This is a genomic window from Streptomyces echinoruber, from assembly GCF_014651135.1.
Classification (GTDB): domain Bacteria; phylum Actinomycetota; class Actinomycetes; order Streptomycetales; family Streptomycetaceae; genus Streptomyces; species Streptomyces echinoruber.
This window is the reverse complement of sequence record NZ_BMWH01000021.1, coordinates 121,251-133,673: the sequence shown is the minus strand read 5'-3', so window position 1 is coordinate 133,673 and position 12,423 is coordinate 121,251. Positions and strand designations below refer to the sequence as shown.

Here is a 12,423-nt window from a genome sequence, read left to right as displayed (position 1 = left end):
ACCCTCAACCTGCGCCTGCCCGCCGAGCAGCTCACCTGGATCGTCCACCACGCCGCCGACCGGGTGATCGTCGTCAACGGCTCCCTGCTGCCGCTGCTCGCCCCGCTGCTGCCGCAGTTGAAGACGGTCGAGCACGTCGTCGTCTCCGGCCCCGGCGACCGCTCGCTGCTGCAGGACGCACCGGCCCAGGTCCACGAGTACGAGGACCTCCTCGCCGGGAAGCCCGACGGCTACGACTGGCCGCAACTGGACGAGCGCCGGGCCGCCGCCATGTGCTACACCTCCGGCACCACCGGCGACCCCAAGGGCGTGGTCTACAGCCACCGTTCGATCTACCTGCACTCCATGCAGGTCAACATGGCCCAGTCGATGGGCCTGACCGACCAGGACACCTCCCTGGTCGTCGTCCCCCAGTTCCACGTCAACGCCTGGGGCCTGCCGCACGCCACCTTCATGACCGGCGTCAACCTGCTGATGCCGGACCGCTTCCTGCAGCCCGCCCCGCTCGCCGAGATGATCGAGCAGGAGCGGCCCACGCACGCCGCCGCCGTCCCCACCATCTGGCAGGGCCTGCTCGCCGAGCTGACCGCGCGGCCCCGCGACCTGTCCTCGCTCACCCAGGTCACCATCGGCGGCGCGGCCTGTCCGCCTTCCCTCATGGAGGCCTTCGACAAGCTCGGCGTGCGGGTCTGCCACGCCTGGGGCATGACGGAGACGTCCCCGCTGGGCACGGTCGCCCGCCCGCCGGCGCAGGCGGTCGGCACGGACGAGGAGTTCGCCTACCGCCTCACCCAGGGCCGCTTCGCCTGCTCCGTCGAGGCCCGCCTGACCGGCCCCAACGGCGAGCGCCTGCCCTGGGACGGCACCTCCGCCGGCGAACTGGAGGTCCGCGGCCCGTGGATCGCGGGCGCCTACTACAACGGCCCGGACGCCGAACCGCTGCGCCCCGCCGACAAGTTCAGCGAGGACGGCTGGCTGAAGACGGGCGACGTCGGCACGATCTCCCCCGACGGCTACCTCACCCTCACCGACCGCGCCAAGGACGTCATCAAGTCCGGTGGCGAGTGGATCTCCTCCGTCGAGCTGGAGAACGCCCTGATGTCCCACCCGGACGTCGCCGAGGCCGCCGTCGTCGCCGTCCCCGACGACAAGTGGGGCGAACGGCCGCTGGCCACCGTCGTGCTGAAGGAGGGCGCCACCGCCGACTTCGCCGCCCTGCGCGCCTTCCTCGCCGAGGAGGGCGGGATCGCCAAGTGGCAGCTCCCGGAGCGCTGGACGCTGGTCGAGGCGGTGCCCAAGACCAGCGTCGGCAAGTTCGACAAGAAGGTGCTGCGCCGCAAGTACGCGGAGGGCGAGCTGGACGTCACCCGGCTCTGAAGGCTCCGGTCACTCCGGCCCCCTGGGCCCCTCCGGCACGGCACCGCGGGGCGTCACCGTCGTACGGCCGGTCCCGGTCCCGCGGCGTTACGGGGCGTCACCGTCGTACGGCCGTGGCGCCCCAGCCGAGCACCAGCCACGCGCCCGCCACCGCGCACACCCCGCCCCAGCCGAAGTGGCCGAAGGCCGGGCCCGCCAGGGCCGAGGCGAGGGCGCCGCCGGCGAAGCCGGAGACCACGTAGGCGGTGTTGGCGGCGGCCGGGGTGGAGGTGGTGGTCAGGGCCAGGGTCTGGTTGGCGACGTGCGAGGCGACGAGGGCGGTGTGGATCGTCACGGCGGCCGCGAAGAGGGCCGCCAGGACGTGGCCGCCCAGCCAGAACAGCGGCACGGAGACGGCGGCGACCAGGAACGCGGCCCGCACGGTCTTCGCCGCGCCGAACCGGTCCACCAGTCCGCCCGCCGGCGGTGCCACCGCGCTCGCCGTCAGCCCGAACAGGCCGAACAGCCCGGCGGTCGCCGTCGACAGGCCGTACGCCGGGCCGGTCAGCAGCAGCGCGAGCGAGGTCCACAGCGCGCTCCAGGCGCCGAACATCCCGGCCTGCCGCACGCAGGCCCGCCACAGGTCGGGGGAGCGGCGCAGCAGTCCGGGCAGCGCGGCGATGCCGGCGAGGAGGCTCCCGTCCCGGTCCCGGCGCTCGGCGGGCAGGACGGACGCGGTCGCCAGGCCCAGGGTCAGTGTCAGCACGCCCGAGCCCGCGAACACCCACCGCCAGCCGAAGGCCTGCCCGACCAGGCCGCCCAGGACGCGGGCGGCGACGATGCCGGCGAACAGGCCGGAGATGACGGCCGCGACGTGCAGGGCCCGGCGGTCGGCGGGCGCGCGCTCGGCGACCAGCGGGACCAGGAGCTGCGGGATGACGGTGGCCGCCGAGGTGACGAAGACGGCGACGGCGAGGACGGCGATGCCGGGGGCGGCGGCACTGGCGGCCAGCGCCGCCGTGGTGACGACGGTCAGGGCGCCGACCAGGCGGCGCCGGTTGACGCCGTCGCCGAGCGGGGCGAAGAAGAGCAGGCCGACCGCGTAACCGAGCTGCGCCACGGAGGCGATCCAGGCGACGGCCGGGGGCGTCGAGCCGAAGTCGCGGGCGATCAGGCTGAGCAGCGGGGCGGCCAGGTAGATGTTGGCGACCGTCGCGGCGGTGCAGGCGGCGATCAGGACGAGGAAGAGGGAGGGCGACGTGCCCCGGGGGCTCGCGGTCCGCAGCGGGGCGCGGCGGGGCGCGGCGGACGAGGGCATGGGGAGGGGCTCCTTCAAGCCGACTTCGACAACCAACTCGTTGGTTGGGTAATGGGTGAAACAGTCTGGGAGGCTCTGCGATTCCCTGTCAACCAAATAGTTGGTTACTGGAGGGGCTACGCTGGTGCCCATGGCAGCAAGGGACGCCGAGGCCACCAAGGCCCGGATCTTCGACGCGGCGGTGGCCGAGTTCGCCCGGCACGGCATCGCCGGCGCCCGCATCGACCGCATCGCGGCCGAGGCGAAGGCCAACAAGCAGCTCATCTACGCCTACTACGGCAACAAGGCCGAGCTGTTCTCCCAGGTCCTCGGCCGCTGCATGGTCGACCTCGCCGCCGCCGTCCCGGTCGACCCCGACGACATCGAGGGCTGGCTGGACCGCCTGATGGACTACCACGCCGCCCACCCCGAACTGCTGCGCCTGCTCTACTGGGAAGGCATCGAGTACGGCACCGCCGAGCTGCCCGACGAGGCCGCGCGCCAGGAGCACTACGCCCGCAAGGTCGCCGCCCTGCGCGACGGCCAGCGCCGGGGCGTGATCAGCGACGCCATCCCGGCCGCCGACCTGCTGTTCCTGCTGATCGCCATGGCCAACTGGACCACCGTCGTCCCGCAGATGGCCCGCATTCTCGTCGGCGCCGAGGACACCGACCGGGCCCGCCTGCGCGCCTCGGTGCAGGAGGCGGCGCGCAGACTGGTCGCGAGGTGAGCCGACCGCGCCCCACGTCGGCGGACGGGGGCCGACCGGCCACGGCGGGCCGGTCGGCCCCGATGAGCCGGCCGGTTCCGAGGAACTGGTCGGTCCCGATGAGCCGACCGGCCACGACGGACCGGTCGGTGTCCTCGGCGCCGAGGGGCTAGTTGGTCCCGATCCGCGCCAGCAGCTCCACGATGCGGCTCTGCACCTCGGCGCTGGTCGACCGCTCCGCGAGGAACAGCACCGTCTCGCCCGAGGCGAGGCGCGGCAGGTCGGCCGGGTCGACGGCGGCGGTGTACACGACGAGCGGGGTGCGGTTGAGCAGCCCGTTCGCCTTCAGCCAGTCGACGATGCCGGCCCGGCGCCGGTGCACCCGCATCAGGTCCATCACGACCAGGTTCGGCCGGAACTGTCCCGCCAGCGTCACCGCGTCCGTGTCGCTCGCCGCCCGCGCGACCTGCATCCCGCGCCGCTCCAGCGTCGCCGTCAGCGCCAGCGCGATCTCCGCGTGCTCCTCGATCAGCAGCACCCGCGGCGGGTGCTGCTCGCTGTCGCGCGGCGCCAGCGCCTTGAGCAGAACGGCCGGATCGGCGCCGTACGCCGCCTCCCGGGTCGCCTGCCCGAGCCCGGCCGTGACCAGGACGGGCACCTCGGCCGCCACCGCCGCCTGCCGCAGCGACTGCAGCGCGGTCCGCGTGATCGGCCCGGTCAGCGGGTCGACGAACAGCGCGGCCGGGAACGCGGCGATCTGCGCGTCCACCTCCTCGCGCGAGTGCACGATCACCGGCCGGTAGCCCCGGTCGCTCAGCGCCTGCTGCGTCGACGCGTCCGGCGCCGGCCACACCAACAGCCGCCGCGGGTTGTCCAGCGGCTCCGGCGGCAGCTCGTCGTCCAGCGGCTGCGGCCGCGGCGGGTCCGCCACCTCGACGGCGCCTCCGGGGCCGTCCAGCGGCTCGGGCCCCTCGGCGGCGTTCTCGTCCGGTGCTCCTATGGCGTACGAGCGACCCGCACCCTCGGTCGCCGCACCGAGCCGCGGCTGCGCCGGAGCGGGCGCGGGCATCGGCTGCGCGGGCGCCGGCGCGGGAGCGGGGGTGGGTACGGCCGTGGGGGTGGGCGTCCGGCCCGACGGCTGCTCGGCGCTCGGATGCTGCCGGGCCGCCTGCTCGCCCTGGTCCGGATCCGGACGCGTACCCAGCTTGCGGCGGCGTCCCGAACCGCCGGGGTGGTGCGGCGGCGGGGTCGTCGTGAGCGGCGGCGCGGGCACCTGCGGCGCCTGCACCTGCGCGGCCTGCCGGCTGAACGGCACGCCCTGCCCCAGCGTGCGCACGCTGATCGGCCGGCCCTGCGTCGTGTTCGCGTCCGCCGGCGCGGCCGGTGCGGCCGGTGCGGCGCCCTCGGCGGGCAACGGCTGCGCGGGGCGGGCCTGCGCCTGGGCCTGTGCGTGCTGCGCTTGGGCGGGTTGTGCCTGTGCGGGCTGCGCCTGCGGGGGGACGAGCGGCTGCGGGTGTCCGGCGGGCTGCTCGGGCGGCAGGGGGGTGCCGGAGGCGGGGGTGGGCTGCTGTACGGGCGCGGCCTGCGCGGGGGCGGCCGCTGCCGCCGGGGCCTGGGCGGCCGGGGTGGCCGGGGCGTTCGGCGGCACGGGGGCCGCCGCGCCCTGCGGCGGGACCGGCGCGGGGGTGCCCGTCGGCGGGACAGGTGCGGCGGAACCGTTCGGCGGGACAGGGACCGCGCCGCCCTGCGGCGGGACCGGGACGCCGGTGCCGGAGGTGTCGCCGGTGGCCGGCCACGGCTGCGGCGCCGGGGCGGCCTCCGCGGGCAGGGGCTGGGCCGGTACGGCGGCGGGGACGGGCGGCTGACCGGCGACCGGCTGCTGACCGGCGACCGGCTGCTGGGCGGGCTGCGCCTGCGCGGGCACGGCGACCGGACCGGCGGCGGGCGCCTGCTGCGGGGCGTCCTGCGCCGGCACGGCGGCACCGGGCTGGGTCTGGGGAAGCTGCGTGACGGGCTGTCCGGGCTGCACCGAACCGGCCTGGTGGGGGACCATGCCGACGGCGCCGCCCTGCCCGGGCCCGGCCGGATCCGCCGGAGCGGGCACACCGGGCGCTTCCGCCGCCGGCGGGGCGACGACACGTCGGCGCCGCCCGGTCGGGGCGCTCGTGGGATGCGGCTGCGGCGGGGTGTGGTCGTCGGCCTGGTCGTGCGGTACGGCGTCGTGGCGGCCGTCGTCACCGCGCTGACCGGCACCGGGCGCGACGGGAACCGCCGGAGCCGGCACCGGCGCGGCGGCCGCGGCGGGCACCTGCCCCGGGACCCCACCACCCGGCACGCCCCTCTGTGCGGGAACGCCCTGGGCGGGCAGGCCCTGCCCGGGGACGCCCTGTGCGGGGACCGGCTGCCCCGGCGCCACCTGGGCGGGCACCAGCCCCTGCGCGCTCTGCACCGCTTGGGCCTGCTGCCCCGCCTGCCCCGCCTGGCCCTGCTGCCCCGCCTGCTCCGCCTGGCCCTGCGGACCCTGTTCCACCGCCTGGACCGGCTGGCCCTGCTGCTCGGTGTCCGCGCTCTGCGCCGCGGGGCGGTCCGCCTCGGCGGGCGGCAGGGCGAAGACCGTGCGCGGCGCGGCTTCCTGCGCGGAGGCGCGCTCCGCCGCGGCGGCCAGGGCACGCCGACGCCGCCCGGTGGGCTGCTGGGCCGCCGCACCGGCCTGGGCCGCGGCGCCCTCCCCGGAAGCGGTGGGTGCGGTGGGCAGGGCGGGCGGCAGCGCGTGCGGCTCGCCGGCCGCGCGGCGCGCACGCCGGCCGCCGGACGCGGGCACGCCCTGCGGCGGCACCGTACCGCCCAGTCCGCTGGCCGAGGCCGCGGTGCCGGCGGCGTGCTCGTCGGCCGTGACGACGGCGCCCTCGGCGGCACCGGCGGTGGAGCCGGAGCCGGCGGCGGGGGCCTCGGCGTGACGTCCGCGCCGCCGCCCGGTGCCCTCGGCGGCCTCCACCGCCTCCGCGGTGGTCGGCTCGTCGGCCGGCGGCTTGCGGCGCCGCCCGGTACCGGAGGGTGCCGCCGCCCCGGTGGCCTCGCCCCCGCCCGGGGTGTCGCCGTCGAGAAAGGCGTCGGTGGAGGCCCGCCGGGCCCGCCGCCGTCCGCCCCCGCCCGCCGGGGCCGCCTCGCCGGAACCGGAACCGGAGACGGCGCCGGAACCAGGCCCGGAACCAGGACCAGAATCAGAACCAGAACCGGAATCCGAGCCGGAAGCGGAGACGTCCTGAGGCTCGGTCCCGGCCCCGGCGGCGGCTGCTTCGGCCGTTGCTTCGGCCTGCTGCGGCGCCGCGGCGACGGCCCCGGCCCCGCCCCCGAGGGGCACCTCCAGGACGTAGGCGCTGCCGCTCATCCCCGGCACCTCGTGGGTCTGCAGCACACCGCCGTGGGCGCGCACGATCCCGCGCACGATCGGCTCGTGCACCGGGTCGCCCCCGGCGTACGGCCCGCGCACCTCGATCCGTACGACCTCGCCGCGCTGCGCCGCCGCCACGACGACGGTGTTGTCGAGGTAGCCGCCGGTCGCGGAGACGGGCGCGTTGCCGGTGGCGTTCACGCCGGCCACGTCCGCGACCAGGTGGGCGAGGGCGGTGGCGAGCCGCCGCGGGTCGACCTCGGCCTCGATGGGCGGCGCGTGCACGGCGAACTGCACCCGCCCCGGCCCGATCAGTTCGACGGCCCCGTCGACACCGGCGGCGACGACGGCGTCGAGCATCACCTTGGTACGGGAGATCTGCTCGGTGCCCGCGTCGAGCCGCTGGTAGCCGAGGACGTTGTCGATGAGGGTGGTGATACGGGAGTAGCCGGCCGCCAGGTAGTGCAGGATCTGGTTGGCCTCGGGCCACAGTTGCCCGGCGTCGTCGGCGGCGAGCGCGGACAGCTCGCGGCGCAGTTCGTCCAGGGGGCCGCGCAGGGAGGTGCCGAGCAGGGTCAGCAGCTGCTCGTAGCGGGCGGCGAGGGCCTCGTAGCGGTCCTTCTCGCGTTCGCCGAGGGCGGCGTAGCGCTCCTCGTTGGCGGCGAGTTCCTCGGCGTGCCGCTCCTTCAGCTCCTCGATCTCGGTGACGTGCTGCTGGCGCAGCGCGGTCAGCTCGGCGGCGTGCTCCTCGGCGAGCCGCTCCAGCTCCTCGGCGTGCTGCTTGGCCTGCTCCTCCTTCTCCTGTACGACGGCGTCGTAGGGCCGCCGGTCGGTGAAGGTCATCACGGCGCCGACCAGCTGGTCGCCGTCGCGCACCGGCGCGGTCGTCAGGTCGACCGGCACCTTGTCGCCGTTCTTCGCCCACAGCACCTGCCCGCGCACCCGGTGCTTGCGCCCCGAGCGCAGCGTGTCGGCGAGCGGCGACTCGCCGTACGGGAAGGGCGACCCGTCGGCGCGGGAGTGCAGCACGAGCGTGTGCAGCTCGCGGCCGCCCAGCTCGTTGGCCCGGTAGCCCAGTATCTGCGCGGCGGCCGGGTTGACGAGCACGATCCGCCCGTCGGTGTCCGTGCCCACGACACCCTCGGCGGCGGCCCGCAGGATCATCTCCGTCTGCCGCTGCGACCGCGCCAGCTCGGCCTCGGTGTCGACGGTTCCGGTCAGGTCCCGTACGACGAGCATCAGCAGCTCGTCGCCGGCGTAGCTGTAGCCGTCGTAGGCCTGCTGACCGTTCTCCAGATTCGCGCTTGTGACCTCGACCGGGAACTCGGTGCCGTCGGTGCGGCGCGCGATCATCCGGGTCGGCTTGGTGCGCGCGCGGGGGTCGATGTGGTCGGGCCGCCGCATGGAGCCCGGGATCAGCTTGGAGTCGAACTGGGGCAGCAGATCCAGCAGTCCGCGCCCGACGAGCGCCGTGCCCGGCGTCTCGAACGTCTCCAGCGCGATGGTGTTGGCGTTGACGACGGTGCCGTTGGCGTTGACCAGCACCAGCGCGTCCGGCAGGGCGTCCAGTATGGCAGCGAGGCGAGCAGCGCCTCGGGATGGCCTGCTGCTCACGAGACGCTTCCTCCCTGTTACCGCCGCTTGCTGCCGACCGCCGGGGCCATCTTGCCAACCGGCCCGCGACGTGTCACGCGAGGGAGTCTAAGGGCACCGGTTGCGCTCGCGACGCCGGATGCGAGGGAGGTCGCACGACGCGGTGACACCGAACCGCCCCGGAAAACCGGCCCCGCGCCCCGCAGGCCGCACGTGACGTCGGTTTTTTCGCTTCGCAGGACTTTCGCGGGACTTTTACGGCGCCGGTGCGGGGGCGGGGGAGCCGGTGACGGGGCGTCGGGGGTGAGCTCCCCGGGCCCGGGGCGGCCGCGCCGTACTGCCCGTGCTGCCGTACGTGGCCGCCTCGTACCGCCGTACGTGGTCGCCTCGTACCGCCGTCTGCTGTACGTGGCCACTTCGTACTGCCGTGCTGTGCCGTACGTGATCGCGTCGCACTGCCGTACGGGGACGGGACGGGTCACGACGGTCGTGCCGGGCGGAGGTCGGGCAGGAGGGGCACGAACCGGTCCCACCGCGCGATCCGGCACCCGTCCGCCCGGTCGAACCAGGCGTCCACCGGCCGCCCGTTCCAGGTCCCGGTGACATGGGCCGTCGCCGGCCCCCCGTACTGCATGGTGCACACACTCCCCTCCGGCACGGGCGCGAAGACCTCCCGCCCCCACCGGGTGTTCCGCTCGACGACGGCACAGGCCCCGTCCGGATCCGGGTGCGACCCACGGGCGGGATGGCACTCCACCTCGTAGGTCCCGTCGGCTTCCCGCCCGGCGTTGTGCACGGTGACGGTGAGGTGGTCACCGTCCGCCCGGTCCTCGTCCCGCACGGGCGGCGGCGCGACGAGGGCCCCGGAACCCTGGGAAACGGCGCCGGCGGGAACAGCCCCGACGGAGACGGCACCGGCGGGAACGGCCCCGGCGGGAACGGCCCCGGCCTGGGCCGCGCCGAGCGGCACGGCCGAGAGGAGGGGCGCGGCAAGGAGGCCGACGTGGAGAACGGCCCGCCGCAGCGGGCGCGCACCGGACACGGACGACGGGATGACCTGCGACATGCCCTGCCTAACGCCCCGCCCGCCCGTACGTTGCGCCCACCGCCGACCCGCCCGCCTCCCCGCCCCAAAGACTTTGCCCTGCGGCCCGCCCGCCTAGTACCGTGGGGGGCGATTGGTGACACCACGCTCGTCTGTGCCATCATCTGCACACACCACTCGCGCACATCCACGCGGGCGGCCTGTGCTGGAGGCGTCGCCTAGTCCGGTCTATGGCGCCGCACTGCTAATGCGGTTTGGGCCTTAAAGCCCATCGAGGGTTCAAATCCCTCCGCCTCCGCCGTACGACCAGGGAGTTCGGCCCGTTCGGGCCGGGCTCCCGCGTCGTTTCCGGAGGTGTTTCCCGCGATCGCCCCTTTCGGCGACGACCACGCCGATGCTCCTTCGGTACCCGGACCCCTCCCGGGCCTCCGGCCACTCTGATCACTTCACTCCTTCACTTCGGGGTCACTCTGATCATTCCGGGGACTCCGGCGTTCTGGCGCTCCGGCGCCTGTCCGGGCGGCGCCTCCGCGACGTTGTACGACGTTGCGTATCTGCTGCGTCAGGGCGGTCGCCGCGGCGGTGAGGAAGACGAAGTTGTAGAGGATCTGCAGCATGGTGGCCAGGCGTGCCGACTGGCCCCGTGGGGTGATGTCGCCGTAGCCGAGGGTGGCGAGGGTGACCAGGGTGAAGTACAGGGCGTCGAGGCGGGTCGTCAGCCCTCTGAACTCGCCGGGGCGTTGGGCGAGCGCCTGGTAAGTGGTCGCGAAGATCAGTATGGACAGGCACATCAACAGGGGGATGACCAGCCCGGGGTGGGTGTGCGGCCGGTTGAGGAGCACGTTCCGGATCTGCCGCAGCAGCATGATCGCCACGAACATCAGGGCGAGGGCGAAGAGGGTCCAGCTCTGGGCGGCGTGACGGGGACCGAGGCGGTCGATGGGAAGCCGGAAGTACCCGGTGACCATGACGGCCACGAGAGCCACCGTGAACAGCCAGGTCCGGGCGGCCCGCCACGCGGCGCCGGAACCGGAGCCGGACGTGCGGCTGCTTCCCGGCCCGGATGCGTCTCCCATCGTGGCGTCGCTCCGACCTCTCGTTCCACGGTCGACCACCCCCGGATCCGGGACGGGAGGGCCCTGGAGCCGCGGACACAGGGGATCCGGGCTCCGGCGTCCATCCGCGCTTCACGGCCCGGCCCGGGGCCCCTTCCGAAACGAAAGCTCCGCCGCCGAGTCCGCCCCGGCCGAGCACACCCAGGACTGAGCCCCGTACACGCAGGACTGGGCCCCGTACACGCAGGACTGGGCCTCGTACACTCAGGCCTGGGCCTCGCGGCGAGGCGAGCACAGGGCCCAGATGATGAAGCCGTCGACGACGATGAGCACGATCGACCAGACCGGCTGGTAGGGCAGCCAGGCGAAGTTGGCCAGCATGCTCAGCCCGGCGAGGACGACGGCCGCGGCACGTGCCCACACCGCTCCACTGAACAGCGCGAACCCGGTGAGGGCCACCAGGATGCCGAGGATCAGGTGCACCCAGCCCCAACCGGTGAGGCTGAACTCGTACGTGAAGTTCGGGGTGGTGACGAAGATGTCGTCCTTGGCGATGGCGGCGATGCCCTCGAAGACCGCCATGAGCCCACCGAAGATCATCAGAACCGCCGCCGCAGCGGTCCATCCCGTTGCCCACACGCTCCGCGCTTCCCACCCGGCCCGGTGGTGACGCGCATCGCTCACGTTGCTCGTCATGTGCTCGTCCTTTCGGAGAAGCGAGTCGCATCGTGCCTAGACTGCCCCCGAGCGGTGCGGCCTCTCATCCAGGCTCACACTCCTGCGGCGACTCTGCATCTCGGTGATCCCTGGGGCATGCGGGGCGATTGCGACGTGGGTGACGCCCGATCGGCGGCACAGACGGCATCGGTGGCATCGATGGCACCGGTGGCACCGGTGGCACCGGTGGGCGGTACCGGAGACGGCGGGACGGATACGGGTCGGACTTCTCGCAAGCTTCTCGCCCGGGGCACGGACGACGCGACGACGCCAAGACCCGCGATCGCTCGCGAGGCCGACGTGGCGACCGAGTGGACGCGCCGGCCACGACGCCCGAGCAGCCAGTGGGGGGCGCGCCGAAGCAGTACGCCACCCCCGGCCCGATCCCGCTGATCGAGGCTCCACCGCCCCCGGCCCCACCCTCCGCCACGAGCACGTTTCCGCAGGTCACAAGGGGTGTGCCAATCGGATTTCACAATCGCGGCGGCAGTCATGTAATGTTCTTCCTGTCGCCGCGAGCGGGACGGAAGCCCCGGGAGCGGAGACGACAACAGAACAAGCACTCGTAGCTTAACGGATAGAGCATCTGACTACGGATCAGAAGGTTGCAGGTTCGAATCCTGCCGAGTGCGCAGCAGCTCAGGGGCCCTGTGGAGTGATCCACAGGGCCCCTGGCCTGTGCCTTGACGGCAGTGTTTGACGGCAACCGCCCCGGCGGGCGGAAGAAGGGCCGATCAAAAGTACCGGGACGCCGGCCGCGTCGCCGTCACCCCGCAGCGCATCCCCGACGTGGTCGAAGGCGGAGCGCTGGGAGTCGAGCCGTACGAAGGTGTAGATGTCCATGGTCACGCGGATCGAGCCGCGACCCAGGGCTTCCATGATCATGCGGGCGTCGGCGCCCTGTTCGTGGAGCAGGGACGCGCAGGTGTGGCGCGGGTCGCGGAAGCGGACCTTGCGGACTCCAGCGAGGGCGTATGGGGTCGAGGTTGCCTCCGTCGTCAAGGCACCTGTCCTTGATCACTCGGGCCTCGAGCATGCACGTCTGGACGGGGTGCGGGGGATGGTCGCCCCGTTTGAAGTCGTCCTTGCTCGCTGTCTTGCGGAACCTCGCCTTCAGCTTCGGCGGTGCCGCTCGGACGGGAGATGGTCCAGCAGCGCCCGTCCGATGCCCTGATCAGCGACACGGTGTCGGCGCAGGGCCTCCCCGGCCCGGGCAGGCCCTTCAAGCACTCCGCCGCGCGGACTTTTTGGAAACGGGAA

General features: G+C 74.3%; 8 protein-coding genes and 2 tRNA genes. 4 read left to right on the top strand and 6 right to left on the bottom strand.

All coding sequences use genetic code 11. The features are described from left to right. Positions 1 to 1,377 (top strand): long-chain fatty acid--CoA ligase (locus IE225_RS22995; RefSeq protein WP_190059489.1); only part of this gene is annotated, 1,377 nt, incomplete at its 5' end. A gap of 97 nt (positions 1,378 to 1,474) precedes the next feature. Here the strand turns inward: IE225_RS22995 and IE225_RS22990 are convergent. Then, positions 1,475 to 2,674 carry an MFS transporter gene (locus IE225_RS22990; protein WP_190059488.1) on the bottom strand — a complete coding sequence of 400 codons (1,200 nt, stop codon included), beginning with the start codon at positions 2,672 to 2,674 and terminating at the stop codon, positions 1,475 to 1,477. 130 nt (positions 2,675 to 2,804) lie between these two features. On the opposite strand from IE225_RS22990, the gene IE225_RS22985 reads away from it, so the two are divergent. Continuing rightward, positions 2,805 to 3,383, top strand: coding sequence for a TetR/AcrR family transcriptional regulator (locus tag IE225_RS22985; RefSeq protein WP_190059487.1), 579 nt, complete (start codon positions 2,805 to 2,807; stop codon positions 3,381 to 3,383). Between the two features lie 148 nt (positions 3,384 to 3,531). Here the strand turns inward: IE225_RS22985 and IE225_RS22980 are convergent, their stop codons facing one another. Both IE225_RS22980 and IE225_RS22975 read right to left on the bottom strand, forming a co-directional pair. After that, complete coding sequence (locus tag IE225_RS22980; protein ID WP_190059486.1) at positions 3,532 to 8,367, bottom strand: PAS domain-containing protein; 4,836 nt, start codon at positions 8,365 to 8,367, stop codon at positions 3,532 to 3,534. A 457-nt stretch (positions 8,368 to 8,824) separates the two neighbouring features. Continuing rightward, positions 8,825 to 9,412, bottom strand: coding sequence for an SSI family serine proteinase inhibitor (locus tag IE225_RS22975; protein ID WP_190059485.1), 588 nt, complete (start codon positions 9,410 to 9,412; stop codon positions 8,825 to 8,827). A gap of 186 nt (positions 9,413 to 9,598) precedes the next feature. Between IE225_RS22975 and IE225_RS22970 the strand changes: the two genes are divergently transcribed. Next, positions 9,599 to 9,689: transfer RNA gene (locus IE225_RS22970), tRNA-Ser, on the top strand. Positions 9,690 to 9,837: 148 nt separating this feature from the next. Here the strand turns inward: IE225_RS22970 and IE225_RS22965 are convergent. Together IE225_RS22965 and IE225_RS22960 are read right to left on the bottom strand one after the other, a co-directional pair. Next, complete coding sequence (locus IE225_RS22965; protein WP_373303259.1) at positions 9,838 to 10,467, bottom strand: potassium channel family protein; 630 nt, start codon at positions 10,465 to 10,467, stop codon at positions 9,838 to 9,840. Between the two features lie 243 nt (positions 10,468 to 10,710). Beyond that, positions 10,711 to 11,142 carry a DUF7144 family membrane protein gene (locus tag IE225_RS22960; RefSeq protein WP_190059484.1) on the bottom strand — a complete coding sequence of 144 codons (432 nt, stop codon included), beginning with the start codon at positions 11,140 to 11,142 and terminating at the stop codon, positions 10,711 to 10,713. A gap of 580 nt (positions 11,143 to 11,722) precedes the next feature. On the opposite strand from IE225_RS22960, the gene IE225_RS22955 reads away from it, so the two are divergent. Next, positions 11,723 to 11,795: transfer RNA gene (locus IE225_RS22955), tRNA-Arg, on the top strand. A 7-nt stretch (positions 11,796 to 11,802) separates the two neighbouring features. On the opposite strand, the gene IE225_RS33390 is transcribed toward IE225_RS22955, so the two are convergent. Further along, entirely contained in the window at positions 11,803 to 12,165 is a 363-nt protein-coding gene (locus IE225_RS33390) for a site-specific integrase (RefSeq protein ID WP_229879918.1), read from the bottom strand. Positions 12,166 to 12,423 lie beyond the last annotated feature (258 nt).

Bases quoted from the DNA above. Each gene is read 5' to 3' on its own strand.
- IE225_RS22990 (WP_190059488.1), bottom strand. From the start codon at position 2,674: ATGCCCTCGTCCGCCGCGCCCCGCCGCGCCCCGCTGCGGACCGCGAGC.
- IE225_RS22985 (WP_190059487.1), top strand. From the start codon at position 2,805: ATGGCAGCAAGGGACGCCGAGGCCACCAAGGCCCGGATCTTCGACGCG.
- IE225_RS22975 (WP_190059485.1), bottom strand. From the start codon at position 9,412: ATGTCGCAGGTCATCCCGTCGTCCGTGTCCGGTGCGCGCCCGCTGCGG.
- IE225_RS22965 (WP_373303259.1), bottom strand. From the start codon at position 10,467: ATGGGAGACGCATCCGGGCCGGGAAGCAGCCGCACGTCCGGCTCCGGT.
- IE225_RS22960 (WP_190059484.1), bottom strand. From the start codon at position 11,142: ATGACGAGCAACGTGAGCGATGCGCGTCACCACCGGGCCGGGTGGGAA.